Origin of the sequence: Micromonospora taraxaci (genome assembly GCF_007830095.1) — a bacterium.
Lineage (GTDB): Bacteria > Actinomycetota > Actinomycetes > Mycobacteriales > Micromonosporaceae > Micromonospora > Micromonospora taraxaci.
Genome location: NZ_VIWZ01000002.1, coordinates 187,143 through 203,463 on the forward strand (window position 1 = coordinate 187,143; position 16,321 = coordinate 203,463).

A 16,321-nucleotide genomic window follows, 5' to 3' on the forward strand; every position below is an offset into this window, starting at 1 on the left:
GACAACCGGGGCGATTCGGTCAGGTCACTGGGCGGCGAGAACGTCCACCACGAAGCGCAGCGGACCGGTCGGGCGTCCGCCGGCGTTGGCCTCGTCGTTGCCGTACGCCAACTCGCCCGGGATATCCAGCTGCACCCGGCTGCCCACGGTCACGCCGACCAGGCCCTGGTCCCAACCGGGGATGACCTGACCCACGCCGATCGGGAAGGTGGCCGGCTGCCCGCCCTTCCAGGAGGAGTCGAACTCCTTGCCGTCCTTGTAGAACACCCCCACGTAGTTGGTGGTGATGTTCTGGCCCTTCTGCACGGCCGGGCCGGTGCCCTTGATCAGCGGGGTGACAGTGAGCTTCTTGAGGTCACCGGTGCCCGGCGTCACCGTCGGCTTGGTGCCCAGGGCCGGGTCGGCCCCCTCGGGGAGCTGCGGGGCGGGCGGAGCACCGGGGGCGTCGGGGGCCGGAGCAGAGGCGGACGGGGTCGCGCCGGCCTGGTTGGCGGGCTTGTCGTCGCTCCGTTTCGCGTCGATCCACACGAAACCGCCGATCAGCAGCGCCATCACCGCGACGCCGGCGAGGCCGCCCGCCCACGCCTGGCGACGTCGCTTCGCGTCGGCTGCCTTCTTCGCCGCCAACTGGGCGGCCAACCGGCGCCCCGACTTGGTCGCCGGGCTCTGGTCCGGACCCTTCTGCTGCGTCCGCTCGCTCACGTCGTCGACTCCCTGCTGCGAAGTGTGGCCGGCACCCGGTGCCGGGGGGAAAGCCGACGCACACGGTACCCGCACCGCGGCCCACCGTGCCCGCCGCGGACGCCTCGGATCGCCCAGCGAGGCAGTTCCGGGACCTTCCCGGGCGCTATTCCGGTACGACCATGAAGTCGGTCACGAACGAGGTGACCCGTCCGTCGGCGGTACGACCGATCCAGGTGCCGTAGCAGCCGTCGCCCCAGCCGGTGGCCACGGTGACGACGTTGGCACCGCTGGCCTCGTCCAGGACAGCGGTGATCAGACCCGGCACCGGGGACGCGGGCAGTTCGTCAGGGATGAAGACCTCTTCGATCCGGTCCTCGTCCCAGCCCTCCAGGGCGGCGAGCGCCGTCGGATCGGCGAGGGTGCCGACGCCGGCGTCCACCCCGTACCCGAAGTAGTCGTCAGCGCCGAGCGCGGCCACGTCCTGGTCGCCCGCGACGGCCGGTTCCCAGCTGGTGGTCGGCTCGGCGGAGACGATCAGCTCGAACGCGGCGACCCGCCGGTCCACCTCGGCGTCCTCGCGGAGCACCACTGCCACCCAGGCGCGGGCGGGATACCGCCCCGGCGGCACTGTCACTGTGAACGGCTCGGCCTCCGGGCAGACCAGCGGGTCACACCCGACCACCCGACCGGTCGGCAGCACGACGTCGTCCACCGGGTGGGCCTCGATCAGGTACGCGCCGTGCTGGTCGGTGAAGCGGGCTCCGGGCGTCAACAACCGGTCCAGATCAGGGGTGTACGGCATGGGGGCTCCTCCGGTGGCCAGCGGCCGGCGGAGCGTACCCGGCCCGGCGGACACCGCCGCCGTTGCCGTACCGGTCAGGCGCTCTTGCGGGGTGCGGTCTTGCGGGCGGCCGTCTTCTTCGCCGGCTCCGTCTTCTTCGCTGGCGTCTTCTTGGCGGCTGTCTTCTTCGCCGGCTCGGCCGTCTTCTTCTCGGCTGTCTTCTTCGCCGTGGTCTTCTTCGCGGGGGCCTTGGCGGCCTTCTTCTCGGCCGCCTTCTGGGCGGACCGGGCCGACGAGATGGGCGTCGGCTCGCCGCCGCCGCCGCCACGGGCGGGTTGCTCGCCGCGGGCCGCCTTGGCACGCTCCACCGACGCCTTCAACGCGGCCATCAGGTCCACCGCGGCGGCCGGCGCCTCCTCGACCTCCTCCGGCTGGACGACCTCCCGACCCTCCACCTTGGCGTCGATGACTTCCTGCAACGCGGCCCGGTAGTCGTCGGTGAAGACGTCCGGCTCGAACTCACCGGTCATCGAGTCGATCAGTGAGCTGGCCATCGCCAGCTCCGGCGGGCGCACCTTGAGGTCCTCGTCGAGGAAACCGAAGTCCGGGGTACGGATCTCGTCCGGCCAGAGCATCGTGTTGAGCAGCAACACACCCTCACGGACCCGCAGCGTGGCCAGCTGTTCCCGTTGGCGCAGCGCCACCTTGACGATGGCCACCCGCTCCGAGTCGATCAGCGCGTCGCGTAGCAGCACGTACGGCTTGGTCGCCGCGCCCTCCGGCTCCAGGAAGTACGCCTTGTTGTAGAGGATCGGGTCGACCTGCTCGGCCGGTACGAACTCCAGCACGTCGATCGCGCGGGAACTAGTCAGCGGCAGGTCGGCGAAGTCCTCGTCGGTGAGGATCACCATCTCGCCGCCACCGATGTCATAGCCCTTGGCGATGTCGTCGTAGGTGACCTCCTCGCCGCAGACCGAGCAGGTGCGCTTGTATCGGATCCGACCGCCGTCCTCGCGGTGCACCTGGTGGAACCGAATGTCCTTCTCCTCGGTCGCGGAGTAGAGCTTCACCCCGATCGAGACGAGCCCGAACGACACGGCTCCCTTCCAGATGGCACGCATCCTGCGCTCCCTTCCCCGGTATCGACCATGCTCGCATCCGAAAGAACCGGACGCGAGGTGTTCGGCCTGCTACTACAGTCGGGTCGTGCCCGGCGCGCCGCTCAAGCCGATGCTCGCGATGACCGGGCCGCTCCCGGCGGGTGACGGCTGGGCGTACGAGTTCAAGTGGGACGGGGTCCGCGCGCTCGCCGACATCGCAGGCGGTGGTCAGCACCTGTATGCCCGTTCCGGCGTGGAGATCACCGCCGCGTACCCGGAGCTGGCCACCCTGCCCGAGCAGGTCGACGACGCGCTGCTCGACGGCGAGGTGGTGCTGCTCGGCGAGGGCGGGCAGCCGTCGTTCACCGCGCTGGCCGAGCGGATGCACGTGCGGGACCGCAACAAGGCGGCCCGGCTGGCGGCGGTGATGCCGGTGACGTACATGATCTTCGACCTGCTGCGGCTCAACGGCGACGACCTGACCGGCTGGTCGTACGAGCGCCGTCGGGAGGCCCTGGACTCGCTCGCGCTCGGCGGCCCCCGGTGGGCGGTGCCGCCGATGTTCGCCGACGGCCCGGCCACCTACGAGGCGGCCGGTGAGCACGGCCTGGAGGGCGTGATGGCCAAGCGGGTCGGTGCCGTCTACCGCCCGGGGGTGCGCTCACCGGACTGGGTGAAGGTCAAGCTGGAGGTGACCGGTGACTTCGTCGTCGGCGGCTGGCGACCGGGCGCGCGCCGGATCGGCGGACTGCTGGTCGGTGTGCCCGGCCCGGACGGCAGGTTGATCTACCGGGGTCGGGTCGGCGGCGGAATCGGCGCGGCCATCGAGCGGCAGCTCCTCGCCGAGTTGGAGCCGCTGCGGTCCGGCGCGTCGCCGTTCGCGCCCGGCGTGCCGCGCGAGGATGCCCGGGGAGCCATCTGGGTAGAACCCCGGGTGGTGGTGGAGGTGAAGTACGGCCAACGCACCCCCGACGGTCGGCTGCGCTTCCCCCGGGTGCTGCGGTTGCGCCCGGACAAACCTCCGGAGGAGGTCGACGATGCCGGCTGAGCGGCTACGGGTGGACGTCGAGGGCCGCCCGCTGGAGCTGTCCAACCTGGACAAGGTGCTCTACCCGGCGGCAGGCTTCACCAAGGGTGAGGTGATCGACTACTACACCCGGATCTCCCCGGTGCTGCTGCCGCACCTGCGGGACCGGCCGGTGACCCGGATCCGCTTCCCCAACGGGGTGGACGACAAGTCGTTCTTCGAGAAGAACACGCCGGCCGCGACCCCGGACTGGGTGCGCGTGGAGAACCTGCCCGCACCCGGGTCGACGAAGGGCCGGGAGACCATCGACTACGTGGTCGCCGACGACCTGCCCACGCTGGTGTGGTTGGCCAACCTGGCCGCGTTGGAGCTGCACACACCGCAGTGGAAGGTCGGCGAACACCCGGACATGATGGTCGTCGACCTGGACCCGGGGCCGCCGGCCGGGCTCGCCGAGTGCTGCCCGGTGGCGGTGCTGATGCGGGACCGGCTCGCGGACGACGGGATCGAGTCGTACCCGAAGACCTCCGGCAAGAAGGGCATGCAGCTCTGCTGCCCGATCGCGGGCACCCAGTCGTCCGATCTCGTCTCCGACTACGCCCGACGGATCGCCCAGGAGTTGGAGAAGGCCCACCCGAAGCTGATCGTGTCGAAGATGGCGAAGAACCTCCGACCGGGCAAGGTCTTCATCGACTGGAGCCAGAACAACGCGGCTAAGACGACGGTGGCGCCGTACTCTCTGCGGGCCCAGTCGGTGCCGTCGGTGTCGACGCCGCTGACGTGGGACGAGGTGGAGGCCGGCGCCCGCGGCCGGAAGCCCGCCGTCCGGCAGTTCACCGCCGCCGAGGTCCTGGCCCGGGTCGAGGAGTACGACGACCTGCTCGCGCCCCTGCTCGACGGCGGCACGGAGTTGCCAGTCTCACGCTAGGTGACGACGAACGCCTAGATGGCCCATGGGTGATACCAGCAACAGAGTGTTACGGACCGCGGTGTCCCGCCCGGGTCACCCGCCGCCTTTGCTCTGCATACCTATGAGCGACACCGCTTTGACCTGGGGCATCAATGGCGGGCCGCGCTGTCGAGGGGTGGAAGCCCCCTCGCGGAGCGTGCGCGTCGCACATAGGTAAGCAAAGCAAAGGCTCTGAGGTGGGCGGTGCGCCCCCGTGCCGAGATCACCTGATGTGATCGGCCGGCGCCCACCATCAGGGTGGACACCGGCCGTTGGGGACTGGCGGTGGGTCAGTTGCGGCCGAAGACCTTTCGGCTGGAGCCGAGCCGCAGGAGCACCGTCTCGCCGGTGGCGTCCTGCACCGCGTCGTTGTCGGTGATCGCGTACACCTCGCCGTTGCCGGCCACGGTCAGACCCTCGAGCTTCTCCTGGGTCCAGCCGTTGGTGGCGCGCATCGCGGGCAGCACGTCGACGGCGAGCGTCTTCGGCAGCACCGTCAGCGGGCCGGTCATCGCCGCGCCCGGCAGCGGCACCGTGTAGATCCGCTTGACCGTGGCGGCTGGGCCGTTCAGCTTGTCCCGCTCGATGACCGCCAACCGGTCGCCGACCACGGTGATCTCGGACAGGCCCATCCAGTCGCCGGGCACTGTGGTGGCGCCCAACTGGTAGCCGAACCAGCTCCAGGTGCTTGCCGTGACGTCGTACCGGCCGAGCCGGACGACGCCGACCGGGTCGGTGCTCAGCTCCCGCTGCACGGCCACCCAGACGATCTCCCGGCTCTGCCGGTCGGTGGTCGCCGTGACGCCCTCCAGGCCCTGCTTACCGAGACCCGCGGCGACCTCGGCGGGCAGCGCGACGGTCTGCCGGGTCACCCCGGCCGCGTCGAGCCGGACCAGCTTGTTCTCCGCGCCCTTGGCGCCCTCGACGGCGAGCCAGAAGCCACCCTGCGGGCGGGCGAAGACGCCCTCCGCGTCGTACCCGACGGGTGCTCCGGCCGCGTCCCTCACCGGCAGCGCACCGGTGATCACGGCAGGCGTCCGCTTCGCGTCGATGGTGAGGATGCGGGTCTGGGTGTACGCCGCGTCGGTGACGCTGTAGAGCTGGTCCCGCTTGCCCGGTGCCGCGCTCAACGCGCCGAGCGCGCCCCAACCGATCGGTGCGCCGCCCCGATCGGTGCCGGACACGATGCTCGGGAACGTCGGCGTGCCCTCACCGAGCTGGAAGAGCGACACCGACGCCCGGACGTTCACCGACGCGTCGTCCTCCTCGCTGGAGACCGCGAGCAGCCCGCGCGACGGGATCGGCAGCAGCCCCTCCGGCCCGTTGGTGGTCGGCAGGACCTGCTTGAACACCGGCCGGGTGGGGTTGCCCAGGTCGTACACGGCGACGAAGTTGCTGCGTTCCGAGCCGACGAACGCGTACCGCACGCCGTCGTACTCGGCGACCGCCACGCCCTCCGGCTCGGTGCCCTTCTTGCCGGCCCGGTCCTCGTTGTGCAGCCCGTACGTGACGGCGAGCCGCTCGAAGGTAGTGCCGGCGTCCCAGGCAACCCGGCCGCTGCGGCTGTCGAAGACGGACCAGCCGCGGGTGCCGCCGTGCCAGTCACCCTCGTTGGCGGTGGCGAGGTACCGGTCGTCGATCCAGGCCACCGCGTCCGGCTCGCGCGGCACGTCGGTGATGCTGCCGGTCAGGTCGATGACACCGTCCTTCTTGGTGTCGATCCCACTGATCGTGGCGGTGCCCGCGCTGAACACCTTCGTGATCCGGCCGGTGGGTAGGTCGACGAGGACGACGCCGTTGTTCTCCTGGAGCGTCACCGCCAGCTGGTTGCGGCTGTTGATCGAGACGTACTCCGGCTCCGGGTCGGTGGGTGCGGCGAGGCCCGCCTGGACCAGCGCGGGCAACGCGCTGCCATCGGCGCCGGTCAGCGCGACCGGGCGCAGCCGCCACCCGGCCGGGGCCTTCCCGGTCAGGTCGACGATCTGCACGAAACCGGCGGGTGCCTGGGGCAGGTCGCCCTCCTCGCCGCCGGGTGGGGTGGCCTCCTCGTCGCGCTCGTTCTCGATGGCTATCGCGGCGTACCGCTTGTCAGCGCTGATCGCGATCGAGTCGGGCTGGCCGCCCAGGTCGAAGCTGGCCACCCGCTTGCGGCTGGCCAGCTCGATCACGTCGAGCCGACCGGACGGTTCGGTGAAGCTGCTGCTGGTGTTCACCACCACCAGCACGTACTTCCCGACCACGGCGACCGAGGTCGGCTCGTCCTCGGCGTCGCCGAGCTGCGCCAGGGAGAGCGTGCCGAGGCCGCGCGGCCGGTCGGCCCGGGAGATGTCCAGGAAACCGATCCGCTTGGCCAGCGCGTCGGTGTGGACCAGGGTGCGGCCGTCCTCGCTGACCGCGGAGATCTCGGCAACGGTCGCGGTCGCCGGGTCCTCACCGGTCGGGCGGTTCTGGAACACCGGGTACGTGGCGACCCGGTCGAAGGCGAGTGACGCGCCCGGGTGGTGGTGTCCGCCGGCCGACGCGGGGGTGGCCCCGGTCAGGCTGGCGGCGGCGACACCGGCGGCGGTGAGCGCGGTGAATGCTCTTCTGAGTGTCAAGGACTTCCTCCGTTAGGTCGTACCCGCACGGAGGCTGACACCTGTCGGGGAGCATCAGCTTGCGCCGACGTGAACAGCTGGCGAAGCGCGCAGCCACGAGGTGCCGGCCGCTACAGTGCGACCATGCGGCAGAGTGAGATTGTCGATGCTCTGAGTAAGATTCCGGCGTTGAAGGTGGTGACCGGTGGCCCCGCCCTGGTCGTCACGGTGCCCGCGATCGGCGAGAGCCTGCGCCTGCACGCCGAGGCGGTGACTTGGCTGAAGCACGGTGTGCTGCCGACCGGGGATCCGTACCTCCAGCTCCAGGCGCGGCAGCAGGACCATGAGGTACGCCTGGTGCTGCTGAACGACAACCTGGGGTGGGTGCCACCCGACGTCAACTCGCTGCTGGACACCCAGATTCCGGTCCGGATCACCGACGCGCCGGAGATGGTCACGTATACCGACCTGGAGCGCGAATCCGTCCGGGCGCTGGATGGGGCCGACCGCCCGGACGTGAACCTGTTCGCCCTCACCGCGACGCTGTTGGTGCACCGGTGCGCCATCGTCGGTGCCCTGCGCCTCGGCCTGCGGCCGCTACGTGCCGTTCGGCTCTGGCACGAGCTGTGGTGCCACGTGGGCGAATTCCTGGCCGGGCCGTTCTGGCCCGATCCGTACTGGGACCGGCTCCTGCTGGAGGCGGGAGTGCCACTGGCGTCGTACGAGGAGGCCCGAGCCGGGGAGCGACCGGCCATCGAGGCGTTGACGGTGGCCGACCTGCGGGCGATGGAACCGGTACTGACGGTCACCCGGGCTGACGACCACTTCCTTGCCGCCTGGCGACAGTGGATGAAGCTGACACCACGCCAGGTGTGCGAGGTGCTGGCGGCGGACCTGCCGGAGGCGAGGATTGAGGTGTCGCTCTACATCGAGGGCGGTGGAGCGGTCTCGATGCGTATCGCGCCGTCCGGGGTCTTCCAGGCGCTGATCGAGTTGCGGCTGTCCTTCACCACGCGGTCCGCGTCACTCGACGAGATCCGCATCGCCGACGAGCTGAAGGGCAGCGGACTCTTCTCGCGCCTCCGCTCCAACATCGAAGGTTTCACCCGGGCCTTGGGGCTGCTCTCTCTGAAGGCCTCCGTCAGCGGTGACGGCAGTGTGGCGTTCGCCCGCGCCGGCTACGACTGGGACCGTTCCTGAGTCAGCGCCGTCAGCCCCGGCCCGTCAAGGTCCGCCGGAGCTGGGCGGTGGCATCGGCGCCGATGGCCTCCTGAGTCGCCGTGAGCAGTCGCCCACACAGCACCCGGGCGGTCTCGATCTCGGAGCGGGCGTGCTCCACCTCCCGGAGCACTGCTTCGCGCTTGTCGTCGGCGACCGCTCGGATGTCCGGGACCTCGCTCCGGCGCGCGTTGCGCACCTCGTTCGCCACCACCAACACGAAGTCCGTCCGGTTGCGGTCGAGCGTGGTTGCCGTGGACGCGGCCGGGCTGTCGGCCACCACCCGGGTGACGGCCTCGGCGGGCAGGAAGAACAACGTCGTGGTGGAGAACTGACTGAGGGCGGCCTGTTGCTGCCAGCGGGTCAGCAACCCTGACTTGCCGTCGAGGAAGGGTGCCATCGCGAACGCGAAGTCCACGTCGACGGTGGCGAGCAGCGCCCGGGAGCCGTCGATACTCCTTCGAAGCTGGTTGATCAGCGCGGACTGCCGGTGCAGGAGGGCGGTGAACTCCGACTGGTCGTCGGCGCGGGACTCGCCGCTGGAGATCAGTGTGTCGGCCAGGGTCAGGAGGCGCTCGCCGTTCAGGCACAGCTCCTGAAGCGTGAGGATCACGTCCAGCAGATCGGCGCCGACCTTCGCATCCTGGGACACCGCCCGTCGGTCCAGCAGCCTGGTGACGTACGAGCTGATGACCTGCACCACCGTGGACAGCAGTTCACCCACTGCGCGGCTCCCTCGAAAGCGGTGTGGCCGCGAGTGTAGTCGCCGTCCGCCTGCCCTCACTGGATCGCCACCAGGCGCCGCCGACCAGGGCCACGGTCATGACGGTGACCGCGATGTCACCGGCCAGGGCTGCCGCCGGGCTCGCCGGGGAGTACGGCGGCACGAGGTACGCGAACGCGGCGGCGCTGACCAGGCTCGCCGAGCCGGCGGCGAGCACGTGTCGCTGGCCCCAACCGCTGCGCGCCGCCCAGTAGGCGATCAGCCCTCCGGCGGCAGCCGAGAGCGCCAGCGCGATGGCCACCCCCGCCCAGCCCGGCGTGAGGTCGGTGCCGAAGCGGACGAGGACGACCAGCAGGCCCACCCACAGCGGATGCGGCACCCGGCGTGCGCGGCGCGGCCCGGGGCGACGCCAGCGGGGCACTAGGGCCGTCGCTACGAGGGCGAGGACCACCACACCGGCGAAGGCCAGTTGGAGTGGACTCGCTAGGAAGTCCTTCCGTCCGCTGCTGTCGGAGAAGATCAGCAGACTGCCGAGCAGGTAGAGCACGCCCACCACGACGAGCCCGGGCCGGCCCAGCCATGGCCGGAGCCGGCGGTCCGCCCCGAGGAACGACTCGATCAACACGATCGGCGCGCAGATCGTCAGCACGATGTGGTTGCCCACGTAGTCGAAGGCCTGCCGGAGGCTGAATTCGAGCCCCGGCACCAGCGTCGCCTCGGCGGCGGCCCGGGTGTCGGCGTACTGGGTGTCGTCGAGGAAGTCGGGGTTGAACAGCGACTGGTCGACCAGCCCGGCCTGGAGTACCCCGAACGCGGCGGCGAGCAGCACTATCGTCGGCCAGCCCGCGCCGAGGTGCCGGGCGGTCTCCCGGATCAGGATCGCCGCGCCGCCGTACATCGGACCCAGGAAGATCAGCACCGGGAGGAAGTCGTCAATGGCGAAGCCACCCCACGAGCACTCGGCCGCCCAGGGCGCGAGCAGCAGCAACGCGACCACCGGCGGGAGCCTGCGCCGCAGCGGAAGGGTGGTGGCGCGGCGGGTTACGACGGGTTCGGCCGGCACTGTGAAGTCGGCGGGGTCAGGCTCGGCCGGCATGGGGGCTCCTCGGCAGGGCTTCCGGGATGTCATCCGTACCGTGCCCGGGCCAGCCGGCCAACCGATACGGCCATCGGCCGACGACAGGAGCGACCAAAGTCGTTGAGTACTGTGGTGCCGACCTCGACCCGGGGAGCGTGCAGACATGCAACCAACCGCCACGGCCGACCTGTCGGTCCCGCCCGCCGACGCCCAGCGCCCGATGCTGAGCTACCGCGACGAGGCGACCGGTGAGCGCGTCGACCTGACCGCCCAGCAGGTCGGTTCCTGGGCTGCGCGCAGCGCCGGCCTGCTGCGGGACGGCTGCGGGCTCGGCCCCGGCAGCCGCGTAGCGGTGCTGCTGCCGCCGCACTGGCGTACCGCAGCGGTGTTGTTGGGCGCGTGGGCCAGCGGCCTGGCGGTGTCGTTCCGACCGCGCGCCACGGCGGGCCTGGCGGTCCTCGAAGCGGGCGGTGACCGGCCGTTCGACGCGGTCCTCGTGACGCCGGAGCGGCAGGACGACTGGCTGGAGGACGTGCCGGACGCGACGCACCGCTACCTCGTCGGCACCGGCCCGGGTCACCTCGCCGACGTGCCGTTGGGCTGGCTGGACTGGTCCGCCGAGGTGCTCCGTCACCCGGACACCACGCCCGACCACAGCGTCATCCACCCGTCGGACCCGGCCACCGCGGACGGCACCACCTACGGCCAGTGGGGTGCGCTCGCCCAGGAGTTCGCCACGATGCTGGACCTGCGCGCCGGCGATCGACTGCTGGTCGACGCGGCCGAGACCGAGCAGCCGCTGAAGTGGTTGCTCGCGCCGCTCTCCGTCGGCGCGTCAGTGGTCATCAGCGCCAACCTCGACCCGGCACAGCGGGACGCGATCGTCGCCGCCGAACGGGTGACCCGCGTCCTCTGAGCTAGTCCGGCGCTGTTGATCAACTAACTGTTCACCCGTACAGCGCCCGCCCCTCATCAGGCTTGGCTGGGACGTTCGCTCAGAGCCGGCAGGGTCATCCAACGGCCGCGCCGCCGGCGTGCCACCGCACCTGTGGACCGTGGCGCTGGCATGTCCTCGACCGCTCGCGGCCCCGCAGTGCCGTGGTGGGTCATTCCGCACGCCGGTGGCGATCAAGTGATCTGTCCACCAAGGAGAAACCCCGCCATGACGCACGAGAGACGTGCGCGAAGGAAGAGAACACGCGGACTCCTGTCCGCCGTGGCGCTCCTTCTGGTCGCCGGACCGGCGACCACCCTCAACCCCACCCTCGCCGGGGCGCAAGCGACCCCGACCAGCGGCAACGCCCCGCTGATCAACCTGAACAGCGGGCAGAACGTCGAGGGTAAGGTCCCCGTCGTCGTCGAGCCGGTCACCGAGAACGACTCGGTCACCACGCTCGCCGTCGACGGCGACAAGATCGACGCCGACCGGACCGCCGGCACCGCCCACTTCGCCTTCGAGATGGGTGGCAACGGCACCGAGGCCCGCTACCGCAACTACGTCACCGTCAACGGCCACACCGCCGAGGCTGACCGGGTCTACCTTCCGGACATCCCCGGTGGGCAGGTCGGCACCCTCGACTTCCCGGGCGACTGGCTGCGCGTCGGCGCGAACACCGTCACCGTCCACGCCGGAGCGAACTGGGTCGACACGACCACCAAGACCGCTGTCGGCTACGAGGAGTTGCCGAACGGCGAGGGCGGTCGCTGCCCCAACTACGACGACTACGCGCTGAGCAGCATCAGCCTCAGCCTGCTCGGTGTGGTCGCCGACGGCGAGCAGAACCTGTTCAGCTACAGCTTCGGGGACGGCACCTGTGGCAGCTCCGCGAAGCTGCTCAACCAGGACCTGACCTTCGTCATCTCCGGTGAGCCGGGCAGCACCTCCGGCCTGCGTACCGACCTCGACACGACCAGGCTCACCAACGGTACGCACACCGTCAGCGCCACCACGGTCTCCGGAGCGAAGACGTCGGTGACCGTGGACGTCAACAATTCCCCGGCCGGCGCGGCGGCGGTCACCCCCGCCGACGGTGCCCGCGTACGCGGAACCCGACCGGTGATCGCGGCGCTGCCCAGCGGCGGCAGGGAGCACGTCGAGTCGCTGGCGATCGACGACAAGCCCGCCGAGAACGCGGAGACGCTGGCCGCCGGCACCGCCACCCTCGGCCTCACCGTCGAGGCCGGCAACTCCATCGAGGCGCGGTACCAGAACTACGTGCTGGTCAACGGCCACCGGGTCGACCTCGGTGGCGACTACGGCGCGACCGGCGCGGAGGACGTCAAGCTGGCGTTCCCGACCCGTTTCCTGCACCTCGGGGACAACGTCGTCGAGGTCCGCACCGGCGACTACAACGGCACGGTGAGCGGGGCGACCTGCGCCAACCATGACGACTTCAAGCTCACCCGGGCCGCGACGAGCCTCACCCTGAGCACGGCGGGCACTGTGACGGCCGGCAGCACGTTCGTCGTCACCACCAGCGGCACGACAGTGACGAAGGCGGAGACGACAGCCGCCTCGCTGGCGTTGGGCGACGGCACCTGCGGGCCCAACAAGGAGGCCGAGCTGCACTTCACCGTCGAGGGCGCGCCGACGACGCGCACCGTCGACACCCTCGGCAGCGGGGGCGACGCGCACCTGAAGGTGTTCGTCGGCGGCAACGGCAGCGACAACGGGTACGGCAACAAGGTGCTGATCAACGGCATTCCGCTGGAGATCGGGATGTGGGAGAAGGAGGTCGCCGACCTCAGCTTCCCGAACGAGTGGCTGGTGCCGGGTGTCAACGCCGTCGAGGTCGTGGCGGGCAACGACCGCGGCAGCGCCAAGCCGGGCGGCTGCGACAACTTCGACGACTTCACGCTGCGGGACTTCCAGTTGCTTCCGACCGACGCGAAGGCGACGCAGCTGACCCGGTCGATCGCGCAGACGACGGTTACCATCGGTTCGGCCAGCTACCCGGCCGGTTCCCAGGTGACCACGTATCTCGGTGACGGCACCTGTGGCAACAGCTTCAACGGGGTGCTGACCAGGATGGTCATGTTCGACGTCACCGCGCCGGACGGCTCGGCGTTGCCGGCGTTGGGCAAGCGCGCGGACGTCGACACGACGACGATCGCGGACGGCGCGCACACCATCAAGGCGGTCGTCGGGGACAAGACCTCGACGCGGCGCTTCACCAGCGACAACACCGCCCCGGAGATCGAGAGCAGCGTCCCGGCTGCCGGGCAGCGGCTGACGTCGACGGTTGCGCTCGACGTCCGGATCAAGGACGCCACCGGGTTGGCCGGTACGCCGGTCCTCACGCTGGACGGCGCGGCCGTCAAGCAGGGTGACCAGATCGGCCACGGCCTGCCCGCCGGGGAGCACACCATCGCGGTGACGGCGACCGACGCGCTCGGCAACACCGCCACCCGTGAGGTGCGGTTCAGCAGCGCCAGCATCCCGGACGTCCCGACGGAGCTGAACTCGACGGTCAAGGGCACCGACCCGCTCTCCGCCGAGCTGTCCGCCCGGATCCCCGGAGCGGAGGGTGTCGGTCTGACCGCCACCTTCACCAAGGCCGACGTGGTCCTGCCGACCGCTGGTTACCAGGGTGAGGCGGCCGACGTGCCGACCGCGCTCGACGTCCAGCACGACACGTCCGTGGACGTCACCTCGCTGCGTCCGCTCGACGGCGCGACTGTCGACAGCGCGTCCGGCCGTGGGGTCGTCTTCCAGCGGTACGACCTGCCGCTGGCGGCGGCCAGGCAGGAGCCGACGCTGCGCTGGTCGGGCAGCATCGACCCGGCCCGGATCGTGGCGCTGCGGGTCTGGAACCCGGCCACGAAGAAGTGGGTCGTGCTGACCAGTTCCCGTGGCCAGGCCGGGCAGGACACCGTCCTGACCGCGCAGGTGGAGGCCGCTTACCGCGACGGTGGCGTCGTCCACGTGCTGGTCACCGGTGAGGACCCGTTCGCCGACGACCTGTCCCCGCGCGACTCCACGGCGCAGAACGACAAGGACCGCTTCGAGGACCCCGCGTCGTACGACTTCTCGCTGGCGCACTTCACCGACACCCAGTACATCACCGAGGGTGCGGCCGGCGGCACGTACGACGACTTCGACGGCCACGCCGAACCCTCGGACGTCGAGACGGTCGAGGAGCAGGCGATCTGGTCGGCCGCGTACCGCGACCAGATGCAGTGGATCGCCGACAACGCGGACAGTCGCAAGATCGCGTACACGGCCCACACGGGCGACATCATCGAGAACGACTACTACGACCCGCTGGCGAAGAACCCGGACGGTTCGCTGAAGCGGCCCGGCCTGCACGAGCAGGTGGAAAAGGAACTCGCCGTCGCCTCCGGCTTCCAAAAGATCCTCGACGACAACGGCGTCGTCAACCAGGTCATCGCCGGCAACCACGACGACCAGTTGGGCGCGGAGACCGGCCCGACCTCCCGGTTCAGTCGGACCTTCAGCGCCGACAGGTACTACGGCACGGCGAAGTCCTGGCCGAAGGGCACCGAATACCACGCGTGGGACGAGGTGACCAACGCCGACGGCTCCGTCACGCCCGGCACCGACAACCAGAACAACTACCTGCTGTTCTCCGCCGGTGGACTGGACTTCGTCGCGGTCGGCCTGTCGTACGGGGTGACGCCGGCCGAGGCCAAGTGGGCTGACTCGATCTTCAAGCGGTACAAGGACCGCAACGGGATCCTGCTCTCCCACGACTATCTGAAGCCGTCGGCCAACCCCGACGGGCGCGGGGCGGACTTCTCCGCGCCGGACGGCTCGCCGCTGTTCAAGCAGGTCGTGGAGACCAACGCGAACGTCTTCCTGGTCCTCGCCGGTCACGAGCACGGCGTCGGCACCAACCTGAAGTCGAAGATCGGCGTCACGGTCAGCCACGACGTCGTCGAGCTGCTGGCGGACTACCAGTTCTACACGGTCACTGCCGGGGAGCTGTGGCCGAAGCAGGTCGCCGCGGACGGGACCGTCGACGTCAACGGGGACGGCAAGCCGGACCACAAGGCCACCGACCGGTTGCAGTTCGGCGCGAGCTTCCTGCGCCTGCTCCAGTTCGACGTGGACCGGGCCGAAATGCACATCGACACGTACTCGCCGTTCCTGAAGAACTTCGGGGCGACCGAGTACGACATCCGTCAGGACGGCAGCCAGACCAAGCCGCGCTACAACGGCTCGGAGGACAACCTGACCCTGCCGGTGGACCTCAGCACCCGTAAGACGTCGTTCACCACCGACTCGCTCGCCGCGTACGTGCCGTCCGGCACGATCGGGACCGACGAGGTGACATCGAACGGGGTCGCCACGACGACCTGGGGCAAGCTTCTGCCGGGCACCTCGTACGGCTGGATCGTGTCCGCGAAGAGCGCCGACGGCGGTGAGGCGGTGGCCCAGCCGGCCGTGTTCCGTACCGCCAAGCAGGTCCCGACGATGACCGTCACCGCAGCCCCGACCACCTGGGGCACCGCGGCGACGGTGACCGTCAAGGTCGCGGCCGGCAGCACGCCGGTCACCGGGGCGGTGGAGCTGCGCGAGGGTACGACAGTTCGTGGTTCGGCCACGCTGACGAACGGGGCTGCGACGTTCACCCTTCCGGTGGGCCTCGCGGGCGGTCAGCACAACCTGACCGCGTCGTACCCGGGCAGCGACCACCTCACCCCGGTCGAGGCCAGCGCCACAGTGACGGTGAACCTGCCGGCGGAGTGGAACCCGTCGACGGTCTACAACGACGGGGACCGGGCCACCTACCAGGGGCGGGTCTTCCGGGCCTCCTGGTACACGAAGAACCAGAAGCCGGGCGCCGACCCGAATGGTGCGTGGCAGGAACTCGCCATGACCGAGGACGGCACCTCGATCTGGACCGCGTCGCGGATCTTCAACTCTGGTGACGTCGCCATGTACGACGGCAAGAAGTGGCGGGCCCAGTGGTACACGCGCAACCAGAAGCCGGGCGACCGCAACGGCTCCTGGGAGGAGATTGCGCCCACCCCGCCGGACAACAGCCCGGCGGCCTGGACGCTCACGAAGGTCTACAACGCGGGTGACCGGGTGTCCTTCAAGGGCCACGTGTACGAGGCCAGGTGGTGGACGCGCGGCCAGGAGCCCGGTGACAAGAACGGCCCCTGGAAGCTGATCACGTAATCAGGTTCGCGTGACGCCGGCCCGGGACCCCATCGG

11 protein-coding genes are annotated in these 16,321 nt (G+C 70.4%); 5 read left to right on the plus strand and 6 right to left on the minus strand.

From position 1 onward, the window contains the following. Window positions 1-24: 24 nt before the first annotated feature. The 3 genes from FHU34_RS29985 to ku all read right to left on the minus strand — a co-directional run bounded on the left by FHU34_RS29985 (window position 25) and on the right by ku (window position 2,586). The gene (locus FHU34_RS29985) at window positions 25-702 is read right to left on the minus strand and encodes an FKBP-type peptidyl-prolyl cis-trans isomerase (protein WP_145785997.1); all 678 of its coding nucleotides are present in this window, start codon (window positions 700-702) and stop codon (window positions 25-27) included. Between the two features lie 145 nt (window positions 703-847). Next, entirely contained in the window at window positions 848-1,486 is a 639-nt protein-coding gene (locus tag FHU34_RS29990; RefSeq protein ID WP_145785998.1) for a DUF4241 domain-containing protein, read from the minus strand. 74 nt (window positions 1,487-1,560) lie between these two features. Continuing rightward, a complete protein-coding gene (gene ku / locus FHU34_RS29995; protein ID WP_145785999.1) occupies window positions 1,561-2,586 on the minus strand; it encodes a non-homologous end joining protein Ku in 1,026 nt (341 codons plus the stop codon). 85 nt (window positions 2,587-2,671) lie between these two features. Here ku and ligD (FHU34_RS30000) point away from each other — a divergent pair, with 85 nt between their 5' ends. Together ligD (FHU34_RS30000) and ligD (FHU34_RS30005) are read left to right on the plus strand one after the other, a co-directional pair. Further along, window positions 2,672-3,613, plus strand: coding sequence for a non-homologous end-joining DNA ligase (gene ligD, locus FHU34_RS30000; protein WP_145786000.1), 942 nt, complete (start codon window positions 2,672-2,674; stop codon window positions 3,611-3,613). Continuing rightward, a complete protein-coding gene (gene ligD / locus FHU34_RS30005; RefSeq protein WP_145786001.1) occupies window positions 3,603-4,520 on the plus strand; it encodes a non-homologous end-joining DNA ligase in 918 nt (305 codons plus the stop codon). Before ligD (FHU34_RS30000) ends, ligD (FHU34_RS30005) begins: the two co-directional genes overlap by 11 nt. Before the next feature lie 311 nt (window positions 4,521-4,831). On the opposite strand, the gene FHU34_RS30010 is transcribed toward ligD (FHU34_RS30005), so the two are convergent. Beyond that, on the minus strand, window positions 4,832-7,138 hold the full coding sequence (locus FHU34_RS30010; protein ID WP_145786002.1) for an esterase-like activity of phytase family protein: 2,307 nt from the start codon (window positions 7,136-7,138) through the stop codon (window positions 4,832-4,834). A 123-nt stretch (window positions 7,139-7,261) separates the two neighbouring features. Between FHU34_RS30010 and FHU34_RS30015 the strand changes: the two genes are divergently transcribed. Next, on the plus strand, window positions 7,262-8,317 hold the full coding sequence (locus tag FHU34_RS30015; RefSeq protein ID WP_145786003.1) for a hypothetical protein: 1,056 nt from the start codon (window positions 7,262-7,264) through the stop codon (window positions 8,315-8,317). A 10-nt stretch (window positions 8,318-8,327) separates the two neighbouring features. Here FHU34_RS30015 and FHU34_RS30020 read toward each other — a convergent pair whose 3' ends face one another. Together FHU34_RS30020 and FHU34_RS30025 are read right to left on the minus strand one after the other, a co-directional pair. Then, window positions 8,328-9,059 (minus strand): hypothetical protein, encoded by a 732-nt coding sequence (locus FHU34_RS30020; protein ID WP_145786004.1) that lies wholly within the window; start codon window positions 9,057-9,059, stop codon window positions 8,328-8,330. Continuing rightward, window positions 9,052-10,155 carry a hypothetical protein gene (locus tag FHU34_RS30025; protein WP_208745222.1) on the minus strand — a complete coding sequence of 368 codons (1,104 nt, stop codon included), beginning with the start codon at window positions 10,153-10,155 and terminating at the stop codon, window positions 9,052-9,054. The genes FHU34_RS30020 and FHU34_RS30025 overlap by 8 nt, the downstream gene beginning before the upstream one ends. Before the next feature lie 145 nt (window positions 10,156-10,300). Here FHU34_RS30025 and FHU34_RS30030 point away from each other — a divergent pair, with 145 nt between their 5' ends. Further along, the gene (locus tag FHU34_RS30030) at window positions 10,301-11,053 is read left to right on the plus strand and encodes a TIGR03089 family protein (RefSeq protein WP_145786005.1); all 753 of its coding nucleotides are present in this window, start codon (window positions 10,301-10,303) and stop codon (window positions 11,051-11,053) included. 300 nt (window positions 11,054-11,353) lie between these two features. Beyond that, entirely contained in the window at window positions 11,354-16,285 is a 4,932-nt protein-coding gene (locus FHU34_RS34110) for a carbohydrate-binding protein (protein WP_145786006.1), read from the plus strand. Window positions 16,286-16,321 lie beyond the last annotated feature (36 nt).